Genomic DNA, 25433 nt, shown 5'->3' with positions numbered 1-25433 from the left:
GTGTTAACTTTTAGCGATGTCAGTTTTTAGTGGTATCAATTTCTAGTGAAATCGATTTTAACGATATCAGTTTTTAATATTATAAAGATTAAACAGTAGCATGTTCATCGATACGTAGCGCTTCTATAGAGAGTGCCATGTCCTCTGCCAATGCATGTACTGCTGCACTGTCTACATCACGCTGTGCAAAAGCTCGCAGCCCCATCACTTCGGCCTGTAAGCGGCGCCCTAACCTAGTTGCGTCCAATGCACTGTCCATCTCACCCAATCGCTGTGCTTCGGTAAAATAACCGATAAAACGGGTCTCCATACCAGCCAGTAGCATCTCAACCTTTGCTAATGCTGCCTGCTCACGAGCGCCCAACTCCAATAAACTTTTGACCAACAGACAAGCTCGGCTTGGCAGCTCTTTATCCCTAATGCCACCAAGCTGACGCAAGTAAGCAGCCAATCCCAATAATGGAGACGGCTCTTTACTTAATATACGTTCAAGCTCCGTCAATCCTGAGCGAGCATAATAGTCTAAGGCTTCTTGAAACAATCCGTCTTTACTACCAAATGCGGCATAAATACTACCCGGACGCATGTCCAGCGCCCCTTCTATATCTTTTAAAGAAGTTGCGTGAAAGCCCTTTTGCCAAAAAAGTTTTAACGCGCGTTCTAATGAATCATGACGATTATAAAGTGCGGTACGTGACATAACTTTTCCATTACATAAGCCGTGGCTTATATAAAAATAGCCACAACAATAAATTTGAATGATTGCTCAATTTTATATCGAATGGTGACTCTAGTCTAGTAAAGTTACTTTACGCAATAAAAATCAGGCTAGTGATTAATGATTGCCCCCTACTCTTAGCCCTTAGCCTGAACAAACCTAATTTTTTAATAAGGCAATAAGACATGCTTGCTTTTCTGATAAGCAGACAGTCCATCACCGCCCAATTCGCGTCCGATACCACTTTGCTTAAATCCGCCCCACCCTGCTTCTGGCAGTACGATTTGTTGCTCATTGATCCAGATATGCCCTGCTTTAATTTGTAGTGCCATCTCAAGTGCAGCAGTTTCATCGGTACTAACGATGGTCGCTGCTAGAGCAAATTTACTATCGTTGGCTAGTCGAACAGCTTCTGCATCGTCGGTAAAGGTGGTACTAACTAATACAGGCCCAAACACTTCCTCCTTCCATAACTGACTGGTCGTCGGTACATCGGTATAGACAGTTGGCATAGCAAAATACCCAGAGCCGTTCACTAACTCGCCACCAGTCAGACAATCAAGGTGTTCGGCAGTGGCAATATCAAAGTATTTTTTGACTTGGTTCAATTGCTGCTCGCTCACTAATGGACCCATTAGCGTATCTGCCGCAAAACCATCACCGATTTGCAGACTTGTTGTTTTAACCTTTAAGGTCTCATACAGCTGTTCAGCGATATCTTGATGTACAAGCAAACGTGAAGTGGCTGAGCATATCTGACCTGCATTGGCAAATATACCGCCAATAATTAAATCACAGGCATAGTCAATATCAGCATTTGCACATACGACGATAGCAGACTTACCACCCAGCTCTAGGCTGATGTCTTTGATACCTCTCGCCGCTTGAGTCATGACTTTTTCACCAACGACATTACTACCCGTAAACGAGACTTTGTCAATTAATGGATGACTGGTCATAGCAGCACCCACTTCAGCCGCACCAGGTAAGATATTGACCACCCCTTTTGGCAAGCCTATCTCCGATAAGATATTACCTAGCATGAGCTCTGGTAATAATGTCACTTCAGACGGCTTTAATAGCACGGTACAGCCTGCTGCTAGCGCAGGCGCTAGTTTCCAAGCAGTCGTCACCATGGGGAAATTCCAAGGGGTGATGAGTGCACAAATACCCACTGGCGCATAGGTTTTTAGCAAGCGTACGGCCGGCTCATTGGTCAGCACCTCAGATAAAGTCGCTTGTTTTATGATGATATTGGCATAATAACGATAGCAGGCAATGGCATCGCTGACGTCTATTTTTGCTTCTTCAATTGGCTTGCCGTTGTTTAATACAGACAGCCCAACCAATTTATCAAATTGCTGCTCCATAGAGTCTGCAATGGCATTTAGATAGTGTGCACGTTCACTAACAGCGGTTTGTGACCAACTAGCAAACGCTGCATCAGCCGCTTCGACTGCCTGCGCTACATGGGCACTGGTGCATAAGCGCGTCGTTGCGATCACCTCACCCGAGTTTGGATCATACAAAGCATGATTATTTGTTTTATTAGAACCTGCATTATCAGTGTCAATGCCAGTGTCAGGTGCAGGCGCTTCGATCGTAACCCAGTCACCATTGATATAAGCGGCATTTAATACAACTTCATTTTGAGCGGTTTGACTAGCAGTTTCTCTGGTTAGGTCTTTAGACTTCAGCATTTCCATAATGGTCCATCTCCTTATATTTTTAATAAAATTATTTTTATATATTTAACACTATCGATTAAATAATCGGTTTATCTGATGACAGAAAAACCGATTATTTATGTCTTACTGTTAAGCTAGATATTTTTTAGCCCTGTATCTGCGGTTAATACAGTCTTGTGGTTAATACAATAGGTGCGCCACTGATGTAATAACCACCAAACTAATGATCGTACGGAACATAAAGATTATGAACAGCTCTAGCACATTTAACTTAATGTTTGACTTCAAGATCAGCGCACCAACTTCAGACATATAAATAATCTGTGTGATGGAGCAAGCACCAACAATGAACCTTGTCATCTCACTCTCAATACTTTTACCGATCAAGGCGGGTAAATACATATCCGCAAAGCCCATAATCATGGCTGGTGCTGCTTTTGCAGCCTCTGGGATTTGTAACCATTCAAGCAGTGGCACGAGCGGTGTTGCTAACCAGTTAAAGACAGGCGTGTACTCTGCCAAACCAAGACCAATGGTTCCGATAGCAAAAATAACAGGGATCAATCCAAAATATATATCAAACAAATTACCAACGCTGCGCTTGAACACATAACCTAGGCTGGGCATAGAATGGGCGCGGGTGACGGCACGATTGAGTGCCCATTGATAAGTGGTGTACTGTGCAGGAATACCCTCATCTAGCATGCTCTTGCCAGCGTGATATGTGTCAGGTTTAAGTGATAATGGCGGTATACGCGGCATAATGATCGCAGCGATAAACCCTGTGAGTGCAATAGTCAAATAAAAGTAGACGAAGTTATTGTCCACACCGATGGTTTTGGCCACTACGTAGGTAAAGGCGATAGAGGTCACTGAGAATGTGGTGGCAATGATAGATGCTTCGCGCTGGCTATAGAAGCTCTTGTCATACTGTTGCATGGTGACTAGCAGACCGATAGATGCGGCGCCAAACCAAGAAGACATGGCATCGACAGCAGAGCGACCTGGCAATTTAAACAGCTTGATGAATATCTTACTGGCTAAAGTACCCAAAAACTCCATCAAACCAAAGTCAGTCAAAAATGGTAGTGACAAAATGGCGAAGAAAAACAGTGGAATCAAAATGGGAATCAAATCTTCAAAAATGACGCCGCCCGTATTACGATTGATAATAAACTCAGGGCCGACCTGTAGATAAATCATCCAAACAAATAACATGCCCAAAAATCGCGTGATCAACCAAAACCAATCCACATCAAAGAGGTTTTTTGCCAATGAGTTCTCTTTTAAGTTGGGCTTTAGTACCTTAACCGCCAGAGCTCCGATGAAAGAAATAGACACGATTGCCATGGTAATATAAGCCACAAAACCACCCAACATGGCCTGCAACGTATCGGTCAATACACCCAATAAAATAGTGACTTTGCCATCCCACTGGAAGGGTATGATAAATAACCCAATCCCTAACGCTGAAAATAATAAAAATTTCCACATGGCATCGCGCCATTGTCCTGCCTGCAGCATTTCTGGGTCGACAGTGTTATTCCCTAAAATCGGCTGCTGCGACTTATCAATAGCATTCGTCATTTAACTTCTCCTTAATGGCTGATGATTGCCAGTTTTTCCATTTCTCTGTCTGACCAATACCTGGGTTTAGCGAATTGGTTGGATCCAATTTTTTATAAAAACGATGCAGTTCGGTTTTAGCAGGGTACACATGCCCCACATTGTGCTCCGCCGGATACTCGATATGACGTTGGTCATAAAATGCCAGCAGCTCATCCTTGAACTGCTTGGCATTGATATTGGGTTTCAATAAATAGTCTTGGTGCATGACATGACAAAAAAAATGTCCCAAATAAAAAGTTTTGCTGACTTGTTCTTGTAAGGAATTAGGTAAAGCCTCATCCCAATCTACAGTATTTCTAGGTAAGGCAATATCAGTCGATAACAGCTCGCCAAATTTGTCTTGGCTTAAATCGTAATAACGAAACATGGCAGCGGTCGCGGCACTGCGAAACACCAATAACGACTGCGATTCGGATGCTGTACATACATGCAGCGCACCTTGATACTGCTGTAGATGGTTTTGCAAAAATGTCTGCGCAGCGGTGATGTTGTTGTTGCCGCCAATACCATCAACGCCATCTGCGACTTTTATAATCAAATGGTATTTATATGCGAGCGCTTGTTTACTCAAAGATTCGGGTAACGATTGCGGCATAAGTCTCGATAACAGTTGCAATATCCGATCTGGCAGCGTCTTTGGCAGATGCCATTTATCCAGATAATAGCCAATCTTTGCCTGCAATCGATATAGCGCACCTATCTTATTGGCAGGCAGCTTTCGCATACTTAAGCAAGTGTCGCGACCATAGCGCATCGTGATATCGTTGTAATCCCCATGCATATACTCAGCCAAGATAGGCAGCGTGAGCTCACTCTTTAACCATTGTGTTCTGAGTGTGGTTAAAGTATCCGCATCATTGGTCGAGATATAAAAAGTTTGCTCTCGCTCTGGTTTAGCAAAGGTCGCTACCCTCACCGCAAATACAATAACCTTACCCGCTGAACCAGACGCTTCATACAGACCATTAGGATCATTGTTAAATCGAGCAGGTGTCGTTGCCTCACAATCACGAACTTTGTGTTGATAATGCTGGTTGGTACAAGCTTGAATATCGCTTGTGCTGTTTGAGGCTTCGCTAAATGTGCCAGCTTGCAAGTTCTCTAGCATTTCTTCGGGATGCGAACCCAAATCCAGCCCCAAATGATTGATTAACTCAAACGCTCCTGAGGCATTGCGTCTAGCAAATAATGCCATCTCAGTATATGCAGGCCCACGCTGTACTAGCATCCCGCCTGAGCTATTACAAATACCGCCAATCACCGATGCACCAACACAACTAGAGCCTAATACTGAGTGCGGCTCACGCCCTAATGGCGCAAGGATAGACTCTAATTGCTGCAAAGTAGCAGCTGGCAAAGCAACCAGCTCTGCTGCATCATTGAGTAAATGCACACCGCCCAATGACTGCATAGAGATCACTACTAGCGGTCGATCATAGTCTCCGTTTGGAGTGGAGCCGCCTGTTAAGCCTGTATTAGCCGCTTGAGCAATGATGATTGCATCGGCAGCTGCACAGATATTAATGACTCGCCATAGTGCCACTAGAGAATTTGGTATCACAACTGCTGCGGTAGCGTCTGTGATGGCCTCAATCGCACCTTGTACATAGGACTGCTGCTGGCTTGCTTTTGTTAATAGGTTGGTCGTACCAACAACAGCCGCAAGGTTGGTCAACAAACACGATATTTGCTTGTGTCTGTTTTCTGACCATTTTTTAGCGTTTGGCGGCATGAACATACTTCCTTGCGTAATCAGCGTTTGTCACTTTATTCAGCGTTTGTCACTTTATAAAGTTATGAATATCAGCACTCTTAACTAAAATAAGTGACTGTCTCAGCTATCTCTTTTAAAAAATCATCCGCTTCATCAATCTCATAAATGATTGGCTGTTTACCCTTAGTGTCTGTTTTTAATGCGGCTAATAGTTGCTGCTTATCGGTGATTCTGCGATAGCCAGCCCCAAACCCTGCTGCTAATGGCGCAAAATCTGGCGTTTTAATATTGACACCAATCACTGGTAAACCGCCCTCTTCCATATAACGACGAATCTCGCCGTAGCCTTGGTTGTTCCATAATAAGACAATCAATGGCAACTCAAGCTCGGCTGCACAGATGAGCTCGGCAATCGTAAATTGGATACCGCCATCCCCCATCAAGCTGACGACAGGCAAGTTTGAGCCAACCATGGCTCCGATAGCAGCAGGCAAGCCATAACCCAAGGTGCCAAAACCTGTCGATGAGTTAAACCATTTACGCGGTGCTAAGGCTTCAAAGCCAAGGTTACCGCTATAGACAGGCTGCGTTGAATCACCAACAAATATGACGTCTTCCACCTCATCTCTGATCAGCTTTAATAATGCATTTTGACCAGCAAAGTCTATTGTTACATCCTTCAATATGGCTTGTTTTGCCTCATTAACACGTGACAGTGCTTGATGATCGAGTGCCTGATGTTCTAAGCGGCTACATAGACCACTAATCGCCATCTGTGCATCGGACAGTACCGCGATATCTGCTCTAAATGGACGCTGCAGTTGCTGGGCATCACAATCGATACGTACCAGCGTGCCATTTATCTGGAACTCACCGTTAAAGAACACATCGTAGTCAGTCTCACCAAGCTCAGTACCAATCGCTAGCACCCAATCTGCTTCGGTAATCACGGCTCGACCTGCGGCTAATGACTGGTTGCTACCCAAACTTAATGGATGACCAGGTAGCAGCAAGCCTTTGGCATTAATTGTCAAAAACGTTGGCGCATCTATCAGCTCTGCCAATCGCTGTGCATCGTGATCGACATCGACACAGCCGCCACCATAAAGTATTACAGGGTTTTTCGCGGTTTTTAGTGACTGTACAATCAGGTCTAATTGCGCAGGATTCGGCAGTGATCTAGTAACCTGTGGCAGGCTCAAGCTATTTGTATCAGCTTGGCCAGTTGCGGCAGCATTTAACTTAGGTGGCTTAGCGACATGACTGGCATCAGCAATGATGATATCGATAGGTAACTGAATATGTACTGGTCCCGGACGCGCACCATTAAATAAAGCAAAGGCTTCTGCAATCATTGTCGGTAGCGATTCAGGTTGCCAAATAGTTTTGCTGGTCAGAGCTACTTTACTGACCATACCCTGCTGATCATGCAGCTCATGCAAATGTCCTTCACCGCTACCCGTGTCTTTGACTTTGTTGACACTAGAGATGACTAGCATCGGTATCGAATCAGCCAGCGCCTGCGCCATCGCTGTCATTATATTGGTCATGCCGGGGCCCGTGATAATAAAACAAACCCCGACCTTGCCAGAAGCACGGTAGTAGCCATCCGCCATAAACCCAGCGCCCTGCTCATGACGCGGTGTCACATGACGGATATTGGTACTAGGCAAGCCGCGATAAAGCTCTACCGTATGTACACCAGGGATGCCAAAGACAGTCTCTACACCATAATACTCTAGCCACTGTACCAGTAGCTCACCACAGGTTAGAGAAGTGGTTTTTGGTAATGCAGAAGACGTTTGCGTCAATTGGGTCATGGGTCAGTCATCCTAGAAAATTTCGCTGAATATTCAAATAATTATCAATACCTCAAAGCAACCTTTGCATTTTCTCTTTGATATTGATTACTAACTGTTAGCTGCAAAGGTTGCTCATTATAGAGGAATAAATGACGGCGATTAGTAAACCGCTTTGACCTTATCGTCATAACGCACACCGGGCAAGATACATAGCATCTCAAACAACAAATTCGCCGCCAATACAGAAGTGTTACCAAATGGGTCATAAGGCGGTGATACTTCTACCAAATCGCCGCCGACCACATCTAGACCACGCATACCACGCACAATTTCGATACCTTGCGTTGAGGTCAAACCACCAATTTCAGCAGTACCCGTACCTGGGGCAAACGCAGGGTCAATACCATCGATGTCAAAGCTTAAGTAGACAGGACCATCGCCTAGCTTTTCACGTACCTCTGCCATCAAGGGTGCTAGTGACTTGTACCAGCACTCCTCGGCAGGCACCACGCGAAAGCCCTGCTCAGTTGACCAATCAAATTCTTCAGCGCTATAGCCTGTCCCACGTAATCCAATCTGTACCACACGATTACCATCGATTAGGTTCTCTTCGACAGCACGGCGAAATGGCGTGCCGTGAGCGATTTTTTCGCCAAACATATCATCATTGATATCTGCATGAGCATCGATATGTACCATACCAACAGGGCCGTGTTTTTTGGCAAGCGCACGTAAGATAGGAAGTGCAATGGTATGGTCACCGCCTAGCGTTAATGGGATAGCATCGTGTTTAACGATTTTATCGGTATAGAATTGTTCGATGATATCGACGCTTTTTAGCAGGTTGAATGTATTGATAGGGACATCGCCGATATCAGCGACTTGTAATGACTCAAAAGGTGCAGCACGAGTCGCCACATTGTAGGGACGAATCATTCTTGACTCATCACGAATCTGTCTAGGACCCAATCTTGCACCACTACGGTTGGATGCGCCAATATCTAGTGGTACGCCAACAAACGCTACATCTAATCCTTTGGCGTCGGCTTGAGTTGGCAGGCGCATCATAGAAGCGAAACCGCCAAATCTTGGCATCTCGTTACCGCTTAGTGGCTGATTGAAGCTCATAAATTACCTCTTTATTACCTGTTAGTGAAAATACACAATTTGCTACATACCTTTGACAATACCTAAATATAAGGTGCTGAACCATGGTAAAATTCAGAAGTAAACTTCTAAATTTTCGTAGTAAAGCAGACTTATACGTTATTAGCAGAAGTTTGTTGAACGGAGTATTTATCAAAAAGGTATTTATTGGAGGCTAATTCTTGATATTAGATGAGTTGATAAAAATAGACATAAAAACCCTGCGTAGTTTTATGGCCATCGTAGACTGTCAGGGGGTGACAGCGGCTCAGACGCGCTTAAACCTCACTCCCTCAGTGATCAGTGGTCATTTGACGCACTTAGAAGATCGTCTCGGTATGACATTGTGCCATCGTGGTCGCGCAGGCTTTAAGCTGACAGAAGATGGTGCAGCAGTTTATGAGGCTTGCATCGCCTTTACTGAATCAGTCGCCAACTTTCAACATCAGCTGCATTATATTCAGCAATTAGACTCCGTTCACGGCGGGCATATTAGACTCTGCCTAACCGATCAAATGCCTAACTTTTTTTATGAGGTACTTAGACAACGACTTGCAAGCAGCTACCGTAATAATCCATTGATACACTTTTCTATCGACGTACAAAGCCCTGAGAACATGCTAGAGAAATTGCTCAGCAACGAAAGTGATATTGGTGTTGGTTATTTTGGCAGCTTTCCGCCATTGCTGACGTTCAAGCCAGCATTTGTAGAAAGGCAAATGGTATGCTGCGGACGCGAACATCGGCTATTTTATAATTCAGAAGGTTTGACACTGGAAGATTTAGAACAAAACTATCCATGGATAAAGCGTGGCTATATTACGGATGTCAGCATCCATCATGTACGTCCCAAAACGCTAAGCGCCACTACTTATCATATGGAAGCGACCGCACAGATGATTCTTGCCGGTCATCATGTTGGCTATTTACCTCGTGACCTAGCAGCACGTTATGAGAAGATGGGCCTAATGAAAGTCTTGCTACGAGAGGAAGCCAGTTATGCCGTCGAGCATCATTGGGCGTATCGGCAGAGCCAACATAAACACGTTGCTGACTTTTTGAATAAAATGATGAATTTACTATAGGGCACGTGCATATATGTCCTATAGCGCGGTAAAATTTATGGTGTAGCTGCTAGGGGTTCTTGATACTTTAAACCAATAGTTCTCAGCCGTCCTTTGTCATCGACTTCTTTGATCACTAATGACCACTCGTCGCTAATTACGACAGTATCACCAGAAACGGGGGCCGTATCCAAACGTTGCTTTACATACTCCGCCACGGTTTGTTCCCACATGTTTTTGACACCGTTTTCAGGTTTATACTTTAGAGTATCTACTAGAGACTCGGAAGACATTACTCCAGTAAAAAATGGCAAATCACCAAGTTTTACACTGGGTGATAGCAGCCAATCGCCATAAAAATCATCAATTGCTTTATGATTTAACGTTGTGTCATTAAAAATCTTAGCAATTTTACTGGCATGATTTCCGCGCATCGCATACCAAACGCTATCACCAAACTTTAACCTAGTATCTTCATCAGTCACGATAATTTTTTGTCCACGTACTAACGCAAAAATCCGAATTTCATCAGGATTGACACGCTTAGAGATTTCCAAAGGATGTCGACCGATGGCAAAAGCACCTGATTGAACTTCAAATTCATACAAAGTAATACTGGCTTTATCAGATACCCAAACTTCATGTTCTTCTTTCGGGTCTTTATTTGTTGGAATGCGTACCTTAAACAGATTTGCCATAATAGGAATGGTTGTACCTTGCAAAATCAACGATAAAACCACCACGCCGAAAGCAATATCGAATAACATAAACGCATTATCTATACCTGCCATAACAGGCAAGATAGCAAGCGTAATAGGCACCGCACCACGCAAGCCAACCCAAGAGATAAACCCAATTTCTCGGTCCTTGAACTTAAATGGTTTGACGCTACTATATACGGCAATAGGACGAGCAATAAAAATCATAAAGGCGGCAATCGCTACCGAATAATGCCAAACATTAATGACGTTCGACGGTGTGACCAAGAGTCCTAAAACAACGAAGAGTACCGCTTGGGACAACCAAGCAAAACTATCCATCACTCGCATGACATGCTCGGTCGATCGCACCTTGTGATTACCAATCATCACGCCTGTGAGATAGACCGCCAAAAACCCACTACCGCCAAGCAGGTTTGTCGCGGCAAAAACAGCCAAGCCTGCAGACAGTATTAAAATAGCATACATGCCCTCGGCTAGATGTACCTTTGGTAATAACCGTGATAGTAAATAACCAAAGAGCAAACCCATGCCCAAGCCAACACCTAACTGCTGTAAAAGCAAACCCAAAAATCCAAGTACGCTCTGCCCTGCCGGATCCACATTTAGCGCAATCAAACCCGTGACTAATAAGATAGCCAATGGGTCGTTACCACCAGACTCTAACTCAAGCGTGGCCTGGACACGATCATTGAGCTTAACACCACCATTTCGTAAGAGAGAAAATACCGCTGCTGCATCGGTCGAACCAACGATGGCTGCCATCAGTAGACCAAAACGCCAATCAACATCAAGCAACCAAGTGATGAATACGCCCAATACCATCACTGTGGCAAACACACCCCAAGTTGCCAATGTAATAGCAGGCTTTAAACCCACTCGGAACGATTTAAACGAGGTACGTAAACCACCATCGAGCAAGATACAAGCTAGGGCTGCCTGACCGACGAAATTGGCTAGCGGATATTGAGAAAATTCAATACCCAAGATACCCTGCTCGCCTGCCAACATGCCCACCATTAAAAACAATAATAACAATGGAACGCCTAAGCGTGCTGACAATGTACTTGCCATAATACTGGCAAAAATTAACAATGCTCCTACAAGGTATAGGATATTTAAGGTATCCATCTTTTTTTAAGCCCTATTTTTATAAATGGTGATAAACTAAATCGTTGCGACAATATTATGGTTCAAGTTATTCAATCTGTGATCTTATTACTCCTAAACTGTATGTTTTAATGCTATCAAGAATAACATCTACCACCCTGTCTATAAAAATTATCTATAAATATTTTTTATAGACAACGCTCTTATGGTTATACAAGTGGCAAGACAAGGTTAACCATATCTCTTTAAGCTTGTATGTACTGCCATGCAATGACCAAAATAGCAGCAGCAATCATCCAAGCTACCACACCCAGCATCAAGGCTTTATAAAGACTGACATAGCCGATGCTAAAAAACACTACAAAAGTATAGATAAGATGAGGTATGACGCCGAGCATACTAAATATCAAAGCAACCTTTAAATCAGCAGGATTACGCTCAGTACCCACAATAAAATGGCTGATTAACGTAAAAGTGGGGAAAAGTGGTGCAAGCGCCGCCAAATAAAAAAACCGAGTTTGTGCAAATAATTGAATTGCCAATACCATCAAGGCACCAATAAGCATTTTTAGCCAAATCATGAGCTACTCTTTCCTGTCGCATATTAATCGCCTAATTTATCACGATAATGAGCATACAGAACAAAATATCCTAGAATAAATAATGAGAATCATAAAATATAAAAAACCCCCTATTTGGCATCGTACCAAATAGGGGTGTTAAAATTAATTCAGTCACTCTTTTATAGAAGATTGATCATATTAAGAAGGCTTTAGTGCTGCGCTAATATCTGCTAATAATGGTGGAATATCATGCTTATCAGCAATGACTTCTATCATTACGAGCTTGTCAGTGACAATGGCTGCTTTTTCGAGAGCGGACTTTAACTCACCCGCTGTCTCTACTTTAATAATTAAGCTGTTTTCATCCGTGGCACCAAATGCTTGCGGTATTAACTGCCAGTTGCATTTAGGAATGTCATTATAAGATTGATGCTCACCATGAATCGCACGCTCGACGGTATAGCCATCATTATTAATCAACACAATAACTGGGTTGATTTGCTCTTGAATCATCACTGCTATTTCTTGGATTGTTAACAGCGCAGAGCCATCACCAACCAATAGAACGCTGCGTTTGTCTGGCGAGGCAATGGCTGCGCCTAGGCTGGCAGGCAAGGTGTAGCCAATCGATCCCCACATGGGCTGACCATAAGAGGTAACACCCTGCGGCAAGCGTACATCACTGATGCCAAAATAAGCCGTTCCTTGTTCAGAAAACACCAAGTTATTATCATCTAAGCAATCGGCAATGATATGCCACAGATCATCCTGCCTGATAGGTTCATCATCTTTACCTTGTTGTTCATGAGGTTTTACCTCTCTACAGAACTGCTTAGGCACGATATCAATACCTGATGTCATGACCTCATGCAAAACTTGTAACGCATCCTTTAGCGCAATCGGTGCAAAGTTCCGACCACTGATAGAGGCGCGCTCATAATGCAAATCTACCACCACTTTTTCATTGATATCTTGGCTAAACCCTGCGGTCGTGGTATCGGTATATTGCACGCCAATTTTGATAAGACATTCACAGTTTTCTACCGCGTCTTTGACCACAGGACGTGATGCCACACCCGCATACGTTCCTGCCCAGCGCTCACTGTGTTCGTCCAATAGCGTTTTGCCCCACGACAGCGTGGTATAAGGAATATCCGTATCAGCGATGAGTGCTTTGAGCTGATTTTGCAGTCCTAAACGATGTACCATCAAATCTGCCATCAGCGTCGTGGTTTTGTTTGGCAAAAAATCTATAAGCGCTTGTCTAAAATCTGCCAATGCTGCTTGGCTAGTAATATCTTCTTGACTATCATCAAGCTTGGTCGTTGGTGGATAAATTGGCATTTTTGCAACGTCAGGTGACAGCAATATATAGCCTGGGCGGTGCTTTTTAAGAATCAAACGAATGACACGATCAATTTCTGAGGCGGCGTTTTCTGGTGTGATCTGCGCTCGTGCTATCGTCACTGGCTCTACCATCTTAATAAAATGGTTAAATACACCATCACCAAGCGAATGATGAATACGGCGCTTTGAGTCTTGTACTTCCGTACTTGGTGCACCCACGATATGCAATACAGGCGCGTACTCAGCGAAAGAGCCTGCAGTGGCATTAATCGCGGACAACTCCCCTACACCAAACGTCGTCACCATCGCGGCAAACCCACGCTCGCGAGCATAACCATCAGCAGCATAACCCGCATTTAGCTCATTGGTGTTACCGATCCAGCGCAATTTATCAGACGCAAGAATATTGTCTAAAAAAGTTAAATTAAAATCGCCAGGTACACCAAATATCTCAGAGGCGCCCGCTTCTGCGACACGATCAAACAAATAGTCGGCGATGGTATATTGTTGAGTCATTTTTTATCCTTATGAATTACCATGATAAGTACTGATAATTTTTTATGGTTGAAGTGACTTATAATGAGTATTCCAGTCTATTTATCTCATGCAAATTTTTTGGAATACCTATTATAAGAAACTGTTATAACATATCTATGTGGTTAGATAATATGCCTGTTTTGCTAACTTTGATTTTTTTATTATAAGTGTTGACAAGTCAAAAAAACTGCGTATAATACGCCTTCATCAACTGACGATAGTTAATTGATAATTAGCGGGAATAGCTCAGTGGTAGAGCATAACCTTGCCAAGGTTGGGGTCGAGAGTTCGAATCTCTTTTCCCGCTCCAAATACTTAAAAAGCCTCACTTAACAGTGAGGCTTTTTTTTGTCCGATTTTTAAGGGTTGTAGAAGATTTATCGAAATATCTTTTTGAATATAGTTAAGTTTAGCTACTCAATCAAAAAGCTTATTTTCGGTGCGGTGCCCATTTGGTGCCCAAACCGTGCCCTGCCCTAAAACTCCATATACGTATCTGAACACAACCTAGCTATTTTTGGTTCAAAAACCATCATGACACCTAACCTAGTGAATTTGGCACTATGCTGATTTTTGAGCCCAACCTCAATTCAGCAAAAAACGTGTTTTTTATAGGCCTAAATTTTTCTAAATCCATTTAAGATTTATAACATTCAAAATTAATTGTCGCTTAAACGGTGATGACTACAACCTAATACTTGAAAACAATTAGCACGAGTAGAATATTTATCTGCGCTAAGCTTAATGATTTTCAAGACACTTCGAACAACCATCCTAGTAAGCATTCTAACTTTCTTTTGAACTCTCTTCCTCACAAACTTCATCTTCTTCATAGAGGATAATATCGCCGGGTGTGCAATCTAAAAGCTTACAAAGCTCATTTAATGAATCAAAGTCTATTCTAGTGACTTCATTATTGTACATTCGATACAAAGTAGACCTTCCTAGTTTAGACATCCTGTCAGCATCAGCTACACGGATGCCTCTTTGTGCAAATAAAACAGGTAAATTGAGCTTAATCATATACAAAGTCCCTAAAGTGATAAAAAAATGCTTGCAAGTGATAATATTTATAGATAATATGTACTCATTAGTGATAACTAATCATTCACTAATAGTAAATTTATTTCACATGGAGAACTATTATGTCACAGACTTATCTCACTACTCAAGAATTAGCTGAACGTATCAAATACGATGCTCGTACTATCCGTAACCAGCTTAAGGATACTGTCTTGATTGAAAATATTCACTACATACGCCCTTTTGGTGGTCGTAAGATTTTATATGTATGGGAGCGTATCGAAGAGGATATGTGCAAACCTGTTATGAGTGCGATCAATGGTATGGCTTTACAGTAAGTTTTATTTAAACAAGGAGATTAACAATGGCATCAGTAAGAGCAAGGCGTGGCAAGCTATTCATAGATTTCACATATATGAATATTCGTTGCCGTGAGACAACAATCTTCCCTGATACTCCCGCAAACGTTAAAAAATTGACTTTAGTGGCAAAAGAGATAGATGCAAAAATAACCCTAGGCATCTTTGACTATGCTGCCTACTTTCCGAAGAGTACGCGTTTAAAAGAGATGACGGCACTGGCTGATAGAGCAGAAGCTTGTATCAGTCGCAACCCTACCTTTAGGCAGTTTTCAGAGATTTGGTATGAGGAGAAGAAGATTGAATGGCGGCCGAGCTATCGGCAAAAGACGCAGATTATTTTGAACAAGTACTTATTACCTGAGTTTGGTGGTAAAGCGGTACATGCGATAAAAAAACCAGACTTGCTGACCTTCCGTAGCTCCCTCGCCAAAGTTCGTTACGGTAAAGATGGTCAGTCAAGTCTGTCAGTAGCACGAATCAACCAGATCATGATACTTCTTCGTATGATACTAGAAGAAGCATCAGATCGCCATGAGTTTGAGATGCCTTATAAAAATATTAAGAATCTCAAGCAAGCTCGTCCGGATGTAAATCCGTTTACATTGAGTGAGGTATGGCTGATTTTAAAACATGTCCGTGCGGATTATAAGCCCTACTACACCATTCGCTTCTTTACAGGGATGCGTACCAGTGAGATCGATGGGCTTAAGTGGGACTGCATTAACTTTGATCGCCGTGAGATCAGTATTCGAGGAGCATTAGTAAACGGTGAGATGGGTCCAACGAAGACGTTGGGCTCACAACGTGATATTGCGATGTCGCAGTTGGTCTATGACGCCTTACTAGAGCAGAAGGCACGCACCTTTGGTAAGTCAGAGTTTGTATTCTGCAATTCACAAGGCAATCCGATGGAGTATCGTAATGTGAACCGGCGGGTATGGAAACCCACGCTTGCCCTACTCGGTTTGAAACATAGGCGTGCTTATCAGACTCGGCACACGGCAGCGACACTTTGGCTGGCTGCTGGTGAAAATCCTGAGTGGATAGCAAGGCAGATGGGTCACAGCAGTACTGAAATGCTGTTTCGGGTGTATAGCCGTTATGTACCTGATATCACCCGTCAGGATGGCTCTGCGATGGATAATTTGCTACTGGCGAGCAAGGAGAAGCTAACTAGCGCATCGAATAGCTCTGAGAATGAAGAAGTCGTTACCAGCACACAAACTGACAAGGAGACGTCACTATGACAATTATCAATTATCAATTATGAGGAGCTGTTTGCTGAGTTTAAGCCTGACGGTGCAATCAGTGATGATGCGAATGAGATTGCTAATGCATTGATACGTGAGTTATATATTTCATCGGGTCATAACCTAGCTCGCTTCTTGGGAGTGAAGCACTGCTTTAATAACGATATGGCGGTGCGGGTATGGGTGCAGAAGCGCTTAGATGCCAGTCTTGACTATGTGATTGAGGATATGTGTTGTCAGCTTCAGAGCGAGCTTTACGAGCTATTACCGCACTCTGGCTATGGCGGCTACTAAGGAGAATGTGATGAGTGTAAAGCTTCAGCCTAATATGACGCAGAACGCACGAGATCTAAAGATCTGTGAGGATTATTGGGCATATGATAACGAAAGTGATTATATCGCATATGTAGAAACCGTCTGTGAGAAGTATAAGATAAGCCCTCAATTACTATTCGAGACAATCGGTGAGTGTTTTGCTTATTTAGATGATGTGCGATGCGAGTACTGTGGTTATGTATGCCCTTTACAGATACCAGCAGACATTCCGTATATGCGCTCAAAAGACAGTTGGTGCTGTGAGATATGTGAGCATGCTTTGTGGCGGGAAAATGATCATAGATAAGTTATTATAGATATCAAAGCCAGGCAGCTTGGGTTGCCTGGCTTTTTTCACCTTGATAAATACAAGGTTTCGACATTCATTGGGATTAATTAACTTACATTACAAGTTATCTTTTTGCCTTTGTTATTGGTGTCCCAGCCATATTTATTAATAAACTGACCCAATTTATTTTTGTCAGGAGTGACTATAGACGTAGTGTAACCTTGGGTTTGAAATGTGCTTGTTACCACATAGCTCTCAATCTGCGAGCTGGCTAAATATAAGTCATTTTTAGCAGGAGAGAGTGAGGCAATATTTTTTGGCATCAGATAAGCTTGTTGGAAGTCTACTGACGCTCCTGTTTCATAACTACGACCTTCACCGTCATCGCTAGTTTCGCTAACGGAAACGTTTTTAAAGTTGCAGTTACTTTTTAATGGAGTATTACCTTTTAGTTTATCCAGTCTAACGAATTTTGAGCTCTGGGTATTGCCCGCTCCCCATGTACGAGATTCTATTACGGCAACTTCTGGACGCTCTTTGCTACCGTAAAAAGTAATCGTAGTTTGTGGGTTATCTTCACGAATAGTTTGCGTCATTGTATAACGATTTTTATTTTCGCTATCCCGTTCTAGTTTTCCCATATTTGGCAAATTAGCAAAGTTTTTCCACGTCCAAGTATTGTTACGCATTTTTTCGACAGTTGGTATCACTGGGCGTGTATCAAAAACTTCAGAAAAATTACTCGCAAAGCTTAACGTCGGTACCAAAAATAGTGATGCCAGTAGGTATTTATTCATAATTGTATCTCGATTATTTTAAAAAATTTATTGAGCTGATAAGCTTTTACTTGAAAACGCTAATATTGCTTGCTGAAAGCAACCCTCTTGACGACGTTAAGAGGGTTATTCGATGAGTATGAGGCTTAATAAGTGCAAGTAACCGTCCTTTTTTATGAATAGAATATGTAAGTCATTATCTTTAAAATATAAACTTACCTGTCCTTGTTCATAATATTAAAAGCACATTTCTGATTATTTAAAGGTACAAACAACTTCGTCATAATTGTTATTAATATTTTGGGTGGTGTATCAGAAAGTATGCTGAGGTAATAAAGGAGAGTGACAGCCGAGGCAAGATGATATATTTGAGGTTATGAAGACACAAATAGATATCAACTGCCCCGACTGTCACAGTCCCAGTTTAAAGAAAAATGGCAAAAAAAGCTATGGCAAGCAAAACTACCAATGCAAAGCCTGCAAGCGTCAGTTCATTGGTGATCATGCCTTAACTTATAACGGCTGTCACTCTAGAATAGAAGATAAAATACGGCTAATGACAGTGAGAGGCTGTGGCATTAGAGACATTGCTATTATAGCCTCAGTTAGCATTGGTAAAGTGCTAAGCACCATAAGCTCATCCGTATATAAGATTGCGCCTAAGCAGAGCTACTATGAACGCTTAGAAGTTGATGAGTTCTGGACTTACGTGTATCGCAAGAAACGTAAAGTCTGGCTTATTTATGCTTATGACCGTGATACGGGTGAGATTGTCGCTTATGTCTGGGGCAAACGTGATTTGAGAACGGCTAAGAAGCTAAGAGCACGTCTAAAGCAGCTCAAAGTCAGCTATGACTCTATTAGTATGGACAATTGGGATAGCTTTATAACGGCTTTTAAACCAGATCATAAGCGAGTTGGCAAACAGCATACGGTAGGTATAGAAGGTAATAACTGTCGCTTGAGACACCGATTACGTCGAGCGGTTAGAAAGACTTGTTGCTTCTCAAAAAAGCTTGATAATCACTTTAAAGTATTCGATCTGGTGTTCTTTTATGTCAATTATGGCTACGTCTGATGCCAGCATACTTTTTAGAACACCACCATATTTTGTAGCTCTAGGTTCAGATGCTCATATTCAGGCTTAAAAAACTCTTCTAAACTTTTTGCAATGCCAAATTCTGCACTGGTACCAGAATTACCAGGCATTATGGCATCATAAATATACAAGGGTTGAAACCCTTTCTTTTCCCATTTATAAAACTTTTGGACAAAACCTGAATCAACATCACAGTTAGACGGAATGCGAGTTAAATCTTTTTGACTAAAGAAGTCGCTAATCTCATAAACACCTCTGAGAAGCTCATCTTCCATAACACCTTGACCTGAACCAAGAGTAATAATATTCGGCTGTCTCTTGGTACCATATGCTGCCATCGAACTGGTTTCATTTAAACTTGCACTGATAGAATAGTTTGGATCCTCGGGACGATAGCCATTTTTAACCGGTGTTTTCTCAAACCATTCTTTTGCATAGGGTATCGCCGCTAGTTTATCCCACGTCCAATTCTCATTAGGCTTTAAGGCAATATAATCAGTTATCGCAACAAATTGTGGGGCATCAGCACTCTTCGCTTCTGAAGCTTCTTCCTCTAAGTTATTAGCCTCATCATCGAGTTGATTATCAGTAACCCCTATACCATCTGGACATTGAGTTTCACTACCCTTTTTATCAATGCAGAAGGTTCGGCCTTCTTTATCGTTAACGACAGCAATACCGTTATTAAAATCTATTAGGCCTTCAGTATCATCCCAATAAGCCTTGGTAAACTGCATGGGGATTACAAGCTTACCTGTCTTATCGATATAGCCGTATTTAAGGTTGTCACTATTCTCTTCATAACTAAAGACAGCAGCCAAGCCATCTGAGAAGTCACTAACCGTTTCATATGCTAAGTTTATCAGAATAATCGCTTTGTTTTTTGTATCAACATAACCCCATTTACCGTCTTTCTTAACGGCGATGAGCGACTCACTTAAGTTGCCCATACTTTCATACATAAAGGGTATGACGATCTCATTTTGTTTATTAATCAGTCCATATTTACTTTCATAATCTTCCGGGTCCTTAGGTGGACGAGCTGCTGTGGCGAATCCATCATGGAAATCAGCTAAAGCTTGGTATTCAAACGGGATAACGGTTTTACCCTGTTTATCAATAGCACCATACAGACCTTCAGCACTGACAATAGCGAGTCCATCAGAGAAACTGCTTGCCCAGTCGTACTTTGGCTCTATGACTACCTTACCCTTGGTATCAATAAAGCCATATTGATCGTTTTTACTGACAGCAGCCAAGCCTTCTGAGAAGTCATTAAACTCTAACGACTCCCCACCCTCTCCTGCCACGATCGCATCAAACTCAAACGGAATAATTAATTGTCCGTCTTTATCGATATAGCCCACTCTATTGGTTTTATCATATTCATCGTTACTTTGTTTAATGACCCCTGCAAGCCCATCTCTTAAGCAACCGACTTTATCGTAGCCTTCTACATCAGGTATAACGCACTTTTCTTCTTTTTTATCACTTTCGACTTCAGCAGTATCAACTGCCTTTTTTTCACTTACTGACGATGGCGTCACTTCAGCATTATTTTTGTCACTACATCCTGATATGGCGAGAAGGCTAAAAACTAAGGGTAGATAAATAGGTTTCAATGCAACAGTCCTTGTTAAGTGCGGATACTTAGAAATTTGGGGTTGATATAAATATTTGATAATAATTTCTGAGATTTTGATTAATAGTCTTTCCAGCTGTAAAAGTTATAAATTCCTGAAGTCATATAACTATCACCTTTAGATTTAGCAGTATGCAAAGGCTGACTTGACGTACAGCCTTTGATCTATAAGATGTATATAAAAAAACCTACTACTCTCTAAGTAAGCTTTTATACTCTCTATCATACTTAAAACAAAAAGGTCCGTCTTGATAGCCGTAGGAATTTCTGTAAGCATCAATATTGCCTGAGAAACAAAAGCGGTCAGAATTTATATTAAAATCAAACTTTATAGCATCACCTTTATTATTGACAGTCATTGGCTTTCCATAGGAATCCATTGCAGCAGATAGTGAATAGCCGAAAGGATGTACAGTCTTTTTAGCAGAGTCAATAACAACCAATCGATATGGTTTCTTGTTTACATAACCTGTAGCATTTGTTTCAAAGACATAAATAATCTTATTACCATCAAAGTTAGGCTTGCGCTCTTTCATCACCTTTGCGTAGCTTTTTAAGCGGCTATCGGTACAAAACTCTTCATCCTCATAATCAAATTCACATTCAACCACTGTCACACCGTATTTCGTTTTAGGTGCTGCATTGGAAGTAGAGGATAGACCCAAAATAACTAAAGATGCCGCGAACATCAGACTCGTTTTTTTTAACATAGTAAGTTTTCTCTTAATTTAAATTAGATGGTTCTACAAACCTTTATAGAATCACTGATAGTTTTGCGGATAACGCTCTTCGTCCATTTCATTCCAATCTGCATAAGTCTTTTTAGAGAGTACCTTACCTTGGCGATCTAAGGTATATCGCGTGATACTTTCATAACCATCGTTATAGGCATTAGCGCCTTTAGTATTCAAATTATAAACATCTAACTTTCCATCTTCATAGCGCCCACCATCGACGTCTGGCGAGTCTCCCATTGGCTCAATATAAGCCCTATCGTATTTAGGCGGTACAATCACCTTGCCAGTTTTATCTATAACACCCCATTTGCCGTTGTTATATCCTCCAACTTTTACAGCAGCCAGCCCTTCGGAGAACTCCATGGCTTCATTCCATTTAGCAGGAATTGCTATATTGCCAGACTTATCAACGAAGCCAATCTTACCCTCATCATCACCCTGCATTGAAGTGCTATACATAGCCAAACCTTCATAGTAGTCATCTAACCAGTTGAACTTAAAAGGCACTATGCTCTTACCCGTTTTATCGATGACGCCGTATTTATCGTTTTTACTGACGACTACTCTACCGTCACTGAAATCGCCTGCCGTTTTGTAAGTATAAGGTATGACCATTTTACCGGTTTTATTCATATAACCGTATTTACCGTTTTTGTAGACGGCAACTAAGCCTTCTTTAAAGTCACGATAGTCAATAATCACACCATAAAAAAGCGGTGCTTGATGCTCAACCGGTATGACTAGTCTTCCAGCCTCATTGATATAGCCTTGCATGTATAAATAGTCTTCGTAATCCTCAGCACCATCATAACCTTTGACCTTACCCATTTTCATTAATGAGACACGAGCCATACCTTCTGAAAAATCACCACAACTATAATATTTTGCAGCTACAACAACCTTCCCGTTATCATTTTTATAGCCACATTTAACATCATTGTTATTCTCTACCTCAAAACTCTGCAATGCAGCCACAGCAGGTAATGTCGCAAATACGCCACAGAGGCCCAAAGCCAGTGCCGTTTTTTTATAATGTATCTTCATTTCAATCTCGATTATAAGGTGTGGAAGCGATATAGCATTGATAAAAACTGGCCTATGCAACACTGCTACTAAGGGTATTAAATTTAGGCAACAATAGTAATCAACTTTTATTCATATATCAATATATATGTTATTTATTACCTCAGCCTTAAGCTATCTTTCAGATAAAAGCTATAGATGCAAAAAAGCCAGGCAACCCAAGTTACCTGGCTTTTTTGTATAGTATCTCTTGTTTGGAGCGAAACTATCGGTCGTAGCTATCAATCTGTATTACTTGTCATTTTTATAATTCTTTTATACCATCAACAAGACCGAAAATCGGTTTCTAAAGCGAGTGAATGAGCCTTACTCATTGAGTTTTTTGGTGGTGTTCTAAAAAGTATGCTGGCGATAAAATCAATAAGAAATCTATGCTAAGTTCTCTGATTCTATAGGGCTTTCAAGGCTTCAAGAATTGTTCAAATTTTAATCAAGTTAAAGATTCAGTTCCGAATTTGAGAGCGATATTAGAGATCAGTTAACCTATACAATCTGCACTATAACTTATTAGGTAGTGGATCCCTCAATATTATAGTGCTCGAAATATTATTAATATCTATAATTACTATGGGTTTATTTAAATCTTATGAGTCGAGAAAGCTCTATATGCTACTATTTATATAGTGTAGAAGACTGAGGTATGAAGTTTACTTTCCTTAGGTGACGTTGTTAATATCGGGGTTTCTTTAAACCGGGACTGTGACAGTCGGGGCAGCTGATATCTACTCAAATATATCATCTTGCCTCGGCTGTCACCCTCCTTTATTCCCCAGCATACTTTCTGACACACCACCTAGGTTTTTAATATCTAGGGCATTTTTAAATTACTTAGGCTAAAGCAGAAAATAAACATAGAAGCCGTAGACCCGTTACTAAGAAGCGTCAAATCATCGCAAGTCTCTTAAAGGTTGACCATAGCTATTCTGAAATACAAATCGTGGCTAAGTACTCGCGTCAGTTGATTGCTGAGATGTCTCAAGAATTAAAGAACGTTTCTGGACATTAACTAACTACCTATCACTATGAAAAAGTGCCTAATTATAAATCAGGCACTTTTTGAGCTGTTATACCTTTGCTTAGTAATGATAACGGCACTGGACGATAATGATCGCATCATCTTGAATTTCATAAACCAGCCGATGCTCTTGATCAATTCGACGAGACCAGTAGCCTGCAAGGTCATGTTTGAGTGGTTCAGGTTTGCCAATACCCTTAAATGGGTCACGTTTGATGGCTTTAATCAGCTTACCGATCTGTTTGACTTTCTCTTTACTGGTTCTTTGCCAGTACTCATAGTCCTCCCACGCGTCTTCCGTCCAAGATAGTATCAAGCGTCTACCTCATCATCAAAAGTGAGTGGCATATCTTTGGCATCAATCTCACGTTCAATCAAGCGACCAGCTTTAGCATCAGCAATAGAGCGTCTGAGACGCTTGGCATTGGTAGGGCTGCTTAAAAGATGCAGTGTTTCCTCATACGAGTTAAACTCTTCTAAACTCATTAATACCGTCGGTTTAGCATTTTGTCTTGTAATTAATATCGGGCCTTTATCAGTGTCTACCTTATCGATATACTTTGCTAAGCTCTTTCTAAAATCAGTGTAGTTCACAACGTCCATAATAATTACTCCACGTTTAATTATGTTGGTTATATGACCTATCATTATAGGTTGAATGTTATACTAGTATATACTATATCTGTACTTATATCTGTACATATATTAGTAAGAAGCAAAGGGATAATTTGATATGTCTTCATGTATCTTTTTAAAACGTACATATGAAAGCTGACATATTGATCTTAGTTTAAATTTCTTGGCACGTTTGCCGCCTTATATTGTCGAAAGAAACAAATTTTACTCATATACTCATATACTCATATACTCATATACTCATATACTCATATACTCATACCATTTTGCAGAAAAGCAATTATGAATGCAATATAATGGTTATTATCAAGCCTTACTGCATTAAATCGATTTTTATATGGCGTTGTGATGCCTTTAAATAAAGATCAAAGGGCGTAGTTTTATTTTTTTATTGTCGTATTCTCTCAGGATGTTGAGTCTCCGACAATCTCAGGGCGGTTCAAACTGCTTTGTAGTAGCTGAAATATTGCCATTATTATCTGCTATCTTCTTGACAGCTTCTGCTTTAAATTCGTCACTGTAGGTTCTTATTTTCTTGGTCATGATAAACTCCGATTAATACGCTTAGTTTACCAAGTTTAGTTGTACGGTTTCTTCAGCATAGCTCATACAGCTATTAAAACTGTGATAGGATACTGGAGAAACTGTAACTAATACTATGTACTATGAAGCTATTCACAGATCATGAAAAAGAAGTTATTACAGATATTGTAGGTGGTCACGGCTGGGTTAGCCCCTTGGTTACTAACCGTTCTTATGCGGAACGTTATTATAAACCCTTTGAAATAGAATGTTTTCAAGGGACTTTTGGGATAATTGAACCATATATTTACGATGAATTAACTCAGTGTGATCTAAAGTTGTTAATGGACACGCTTGAAAGATTCATTAGAGATAGTAGTGAACATCACATTCATTGGGCTGAACATCATGGTTATGACAATATATTGCAAAAAGAAATATTACCTAAAATATGCAAAGCTCTTACTGGTAATATGACTCGAGAAGATGGTCCAGAATCCATATAATGTGGAGCTTCTTGAAAAACAATTAATTTGGTAAAGACTATTTATGATAACCCCAGTTCGGGATAAGCCACATTGTAACTCATTGATACTATTTACAATGTTGCTACCTGTCCCTGCTGAGGCATATTTTTGATGGTGGGC

23 protein-coding genes and 1 tRNA gene are annotated in these 25433 nt (G+C 41.3%); 8 read left to right on the top strand and 16 right to left on the bottom strand.

What is annotated here, in order from left to right:
* Nucleotides 1-88 precede the first annotated feature (88 nt).
* The 6 genes from ACT3RN_RS07340 to speB all read right to left on the bottom strand — a co-directional run bounded on the left by ACT3RN_RS07340 (nt 89) and on the right by speB (nt 8679).
* On the bottom strand, nt 89-700 hold the full coding sequence (locus tag ACT3RN_RS07340; protein WP_192992449.1) for a TetR/AcrR family transcriptional regulator: 612 nt from the start codon (nt 698-700) through the stop codon (nt 89-91).
* Nucleotides 701-885: 185 nt separating this feature from the next.
* Nucleotides 886-2424: an aldehyde dehydrogenase family protein gene (locus tag ACT3RN_RS07335; protein ID WP_442062776.1), complete on the bottom strand. Its 1539-nt coding sequence runs from the start codon at nt 2422-2424 to the stop codon at nt 886-888.
* 162 nt (nt 2425-2586) lie between these two features.
* On the bottom strand, nt 2587-3993 hold the full coding sequence (locus ACT3RN_RS07330) for a YjiH family protein (protein WP_444518535.1): 1407 nt from the start codon (nt 3991-3993) through the stop codon (nt 2587-2589).
* Nucleotides 3977-5767: a D-lactate dehydrogenase gene (dld, locus tag ACT3RN_RS07325; RefSeq protein ID WP_444518534.1), complete on the bottom strand. Its 1791-nt coding sequence runs from the start codon at nt 5765-5767 to the stop codon at nt 3977-3979. The genes ACT3RN_RS07330 and dld overlap by 17 nt, the downstream gene beginning before the upstream one ends.
* Nucleotides 5768-5847: 80 nt before the next feature.
* On the bottom strand, nt 5848-7569 hold the full coding sequence (locus ACT3RN_RS07320; protein WP_192992215.1) for a 5-guanidino-2-oxopentanoate decarboxylase: 1722 nt from the start codon (nt 7567-7569) through the stop codon (nt 5848-5850).
* A 141-nt stretch (nt 7570-7710) separates the two neighbouring features.
* A complete protein-coding gene (gene speB, locus ACT3RN_RS07315) occupies nt 7711-8679 on the bottom strand; it encodes an agmatinase (RefSeq protein ID WP_192992214.1) in 969 nt (322 codons plus the stop codon).
* 200 nt (nt 8680-8879) lie between these two features.
* Between speB and ACT3RN_RS07310 the strand changes: the two genes are divergently transcribed.
* Nucleotides 8880-9782: a LysR family transcriptional regulator gene (locus tag ACT3RN_RS07310; RefSeq protein WP_442074781.1), complete on the top strand. Its 903-nt coding sequence runs from the start codon at nt 8880-8882 to the stop codon at nt 9780-9782.
* Nucleotides 9783-9817: 35 nt separating this feature from the next.
* Here ACT3RN_RS07310 and ACT3RN_RS07305 read toward each other — a convergent pair whose 3' ends face one another.
* The 3 genes from ACT3RN_RS07305 to ACT3RN_RS07295 all read right to left on the bottom strand — a co-directional run bounded on the left by ACT3RN_RS07305 (nt 9818) and on the right by ACT3RN_RS07295 (nt 14016).
* On the bottom strand, nt 9818-11611 hold the full coding sequence (locus tag ACT3RN_RS07305; protein ID WP_192519423.1) for a potassium/proton antiporter: 1794 nt from the start codon (nt 11609-11611) through the stop codon (nt 9818-9820).
* 224 nt (nt 11612-11835) lie between these two features.
* Nucleotides 11836-12171 carry a GlpM family protein gene (locus ACT3RN_RS07300; protein WP_192519424.1) on the bottom strand — a complete coding sequence of 112 codons (336 nt, stop codon included), beginning with the start codon at nt 12169-12171 and terminating at the stop codon, nt 11836-11838.
* A 180-nt stretch (nt 12172-12351) separates the two neighbouring features.
* Nucleotides 12352-14016, bottom strand: a complete 1665-nt coding sequence (locus tag ACT3RN_RS07295; RefSeq protein ID WP_192519425.1) for an alpha-keto acid decarboxylase family protein — start codon at nt 14014-14016, stop codon at nt 12352-12354.
* Nucleotides 14017-14272: 256 nt separating this feature from the next.
* On the opposite strand from ACT3RN_RS07295, the gene ACT3RN_RS07290 reads away from it, so the two are divergent.
* Nucleotides 14273-14347, top strand: a tRNA-Gly gene (locus tag ACT3RN_RS07290).
* Nucleotides 14348-14823: 476 nt separating this feature from the next.
* Here ACT3RN_RS07290 and ACT3RN_RS07285 read toward each other — a convergent pair.
* A complete protein-coding gene (locus tag ACT3RN_RS07285; protein WP_281490000.1) occupies nt 14824-15060 on the bottom strand; it encodes a helix-turn-helix domain-containing protein in 237 nt (78 codons plus the stop codon).
* A 122-nt stretch (nt 15061-15182) separates the two neighbouring features.
* Between ACT3RN_RS07285 and ACT3RN_RS07280 the strand changes: the two genes are divergently transcribed.
* The 4 genes from ACT3RN_RS07280 to ACT3RN_RS07265 all read left to right on the top strand — a co-directional run bounded on the left by ACT3RN_RS07280 (nt 15183) and on the right by ACT3RN_RS07265 (nt 17294).
* A complete protein-coding gene (locus ACT3RN_RS07280; protein ID WP_045456309.1) occupies nt 15183-15398 on the top strand; it encodes a hypothetical protein in 216 nt (71 codons plus the stop codon).
* A gap of 26 nt (nt 15399-15424) precedes the next feature.
* Entirely contained in the window at nt 15425-16669 is a 1245-nt protein-coding gene (locus ACT3RN_RS07275; protein WP_442073379.1) for an Arm DNA-binding domain-containing protein, read from the top strand.
* Nucleotides 16670-16759: 90 nt separating this feature from the next.
* Nucleotides 16760-16966 (top strand): hypothetical protein, encoded by a 207-nt coding sequence (locus ACT3RN_RS07270; protein WP_442073380.1) that lies wholly within the window; start codon nt 16760-16762, stop codon nt 16964-16966.
* Between the two features lie 10 nt (nt 16967-16976).
* Nucleotides 16977-17294 carry a hypothetical protein gene (locus ACT3RN_RS07265; RefSeq protein ID WP_442073382.1) on the top strand — a complete coding sequence of 106 codons (318 nt, stop codon included), beginning with the start codon at nt 16977-16979 and terminating at the stop codon, nt 17292-17294.
* A gap of 89 nt (nt 17295-17383) precedes the next feature.
* On the opposite strand, the gene ACT3RN_RS07260 is transcribed toward ACT3RN_RS07265, so the two are convergent.
* Entirely contained in the window at nt 17384-18073 is a 690-nt protein-coding gene (locus tag ACT3RN_RS07260) for a hypothetical protein (protein ID WP_442073383.1), read from the bottom strand.
* 355 nt (nt 18074-18428) lie between these two features.
* On the opposite strand from ACT3RN_RS07260, the gene ACT3RN_RS07255 reads away from it, so the two are divergent.
* On the top strand, nt 18429-19130 hold the full coding sequence (locus ACT3RN_RS07255) for an IS1 family transposase (protein WP_200662116.1): 702 nt from the start codon (nt 18429-18431) through the stop codon (nt 19128-19130).
* A 14-nt stretch (nt 19131-19144) separates the two neighbouring features.
* On the opposite strand, the gene ACT3RN_RS07250 is transcribed toward ACT3RN_RS07255, so the two are convergent.
* The 5 genes from ACT3RN_RS07250 to ACT3RN_RS07230 form a co-directional block, all read right to left on the bottom strand.
* On the bottom strand, nt 19145-20773 hold the full coding sequence (locus tag ACT3RN_RS07250) for a WG repeat-containing protein (RefSeq protein WP_444518533.1): 1629 nt from the start codon (nt 20771-20773) through the stop codon (nt 19145-19147).
* Between the two features lie 211 nt (nt 20774-20984).
* Complete coding sequence (locus ACT3RN_RS07245; RefSeq protein ID WP_444518532.1) at nt 20985-21503, bottom strand: hypothetical protein; 519 nt, start codon at nt 21501-21503, stop codon at nt 20985-20987.
* A gap of 51 nt (nt 21504-21554) precedes the next feature.
* A complete protein-coding gene (locus tag ACT3RN_RS07240) occupies nt 21555-22574 on the bottom strand; it encodes a WG repeat-containing protein (RefSeq protein ID WP_444518531.1) in 1020 nt (339 codons plus the stop codon).
* A gap of 1115 nt (nt 22575-23689) precedes the next feature.
* Entirely contained in the window at nt 23690-23944 is a 255-nt protein-coding gene (locus ACT3RN_RS07235) for a Txe/YoeB family addiction module toxin (protein ID WP_087813577.1), read from the bottom strand.
* Nucleotides 23941-24231, bottom strand: a complete 291-nt coding sequence (locus tag ACT3RN_RS07230) for a type II toxin-antitoxin system Phd/YefM family antitoxin (RefSeq protein ID WP_087813576.1) — start codon at nt 24229-24231, stop codon at nt 23941-23943. Before ACT3RN_RS07230 ends, ACT3RN_RS07235 begins: the two co-directional genes overlap by 4 nt.
* A gap of 698 nt (nt 24232-24929) precedes the next feature.
* On the opposite strand from ACT3RN_RS07230, the gene ACT3RN_RS07225 reads away from it, so the two are divergent.
* On the top strand, nt 24930-25292 hold the full coding sequence (locus ACT3RN_RS07225; protein ID WP_444518530.1) for a hypothetical protein: 363 nt from the start codon (nt 24930-24932) through the stop codon (nt 25290-25292).
* The last annotated feature ends 141 nt before the right edge of the window (nt 25293-25433 follow it).

Origin of the sequence: Psychrobacter sp. AOP5-GZ1-6 (assembly GCF_052376345.1) — a bacterium.
GTDB lineage: Bacteria > Pseudomonadota > Gammaproteobacteria > Pseudomonadales > Moraxellaceae > Psychrobacter.
Note: the sequence above shows the minus strand (reverse complement) of the source record. Positions and strands in the feature narration are given on the sequence as shown.

Coding starts and splice junctions, on each gene's coding strand:
- ACT3RN_RS07255 (WP_200662116.1), top strand. CDS start 18,429: ATGAAGACACAAATAGATATCAACTGCCCCGACTGTCACAGTCCCAGT.
- ACT3RN_RS07335 (WP_442062776.1), bottom strand. CDS start 2,424: ATGGAAATGCTGAAGTCTAAAGACCTAACCAGAGAAACTGCTAGTCAA.
- ACT3RN_RS07265 (WP_442073382.1), top strand. CDS start 16,977: ATGAGTGTAAAGCTTCAGCCTAATATGACGCAGAACGCACGAGATCTA.
- ACT3RN_RS07285 (WP_281490000.1), bottom strand. CDS start 15,060: ATGATTAAGCTCAATTTACCTGTTTTATTTGCACAAAGAGGCATCCGT.
- ACT3RN_RS07245 (WP_444518532.1), bottom strand. CDS start 21,503: ATGTTAAAAAAAACGAGTCTGATGTTCGCGGCATCTTTAGTTATTTTG.
- ACT3RN_RS07260 (WP_442073383.1), bottom strand. CDS start 18,073: ATGAATAAATACCTACTGGCATCACTATTTTTGGTACCGACGTTAAGC.
- ACT3RN_RS07240 (WP_444518531.1), bottom strand. CDS start 22,574: ATGAAGATACATTATAAAAAAACGGCACTGGCTTTGGGCCTCTGTGGC.
- speB (WP_192992214.1), bottom strand. CDS start 8,679: ATGAGCTTCAATCAGCCACTAAGCGGTAACGAGATGCCAAGATTTGGC.
- ACT3RN_RS07275 (WP_442073379.1), top strand. CDS start 15,425: ATGGCATCAGTAAGAGCAAGGCGTGGCAAGCTATTCATAGATTTCACA.
- dld (WP_444518534.1), bottom strand. CDS start 5,767: ATGCCGCCAAACGCTAAAAAATGGTCAGAAAACAGACACAAGCAAATA.
- ACT3RN_RS07330 (WP_444518535.1), bottom strand. CDS start 3,993: ATGACGAATGCTATTGATAAGTCGCAGCAGCCGATTTTAGGGAATAAC.
- ACT3RN_RS07295 (WP_192519425.1), bottom strand. CDS start 14,016: ATGACTCAACAATATACCATCGCCGACTATTTGTTTGATCGTGTCGCA.
- ACT3RN_RS07305 (WP_192519423.1), bottom strand. CDS start 11,611: ATGGATACCTTAAATATCCTATACCTTGTAGGAGCATTGTTAATTTTT.
- ACT3RN_RS07225 (WP_444518530.1), top strand. CDS start 24,930: ATGAAGCTATTCACAGATCATGAAAAAGAAGTTATTACAGATATTGTA.
- ACT3RN_RS07320 (WP_192992215.1), bottom strand. CDS start 7,569: ATGACCCAATTGACGCAAACGTCTTCTGCATTACCAAAAACCACTTCT.
- ACT3RN_RS07300 (WP_192519424.1), bottom strand. CDS start 12,171: ATGATTTGGCTAAAAATGCTTATTGGTGCCTTGATGGTATTGGCAATT.
- ACT3RN_RS07280 (WP_045456309.1), top strand. CDS start 15,183: ATGTCACAGACTTATCTCACTACTCAAGAATTAGCTGAACGTATCAAA.
- ACT3RN_RS07340 (WP_192992449.1), bottom strand. CDS start 700: ATGTCACGTACCGCACTTTATAATCGTCATGATTCATTAGAACGCGCG.
- ACT3RN_RS07230 (WP_087813576.1), bottom strand. CDS start 24,231: ATGGACGTTGTGAACTACACTGATTTTAGAAAGAGCTTAGCAAAGTAT.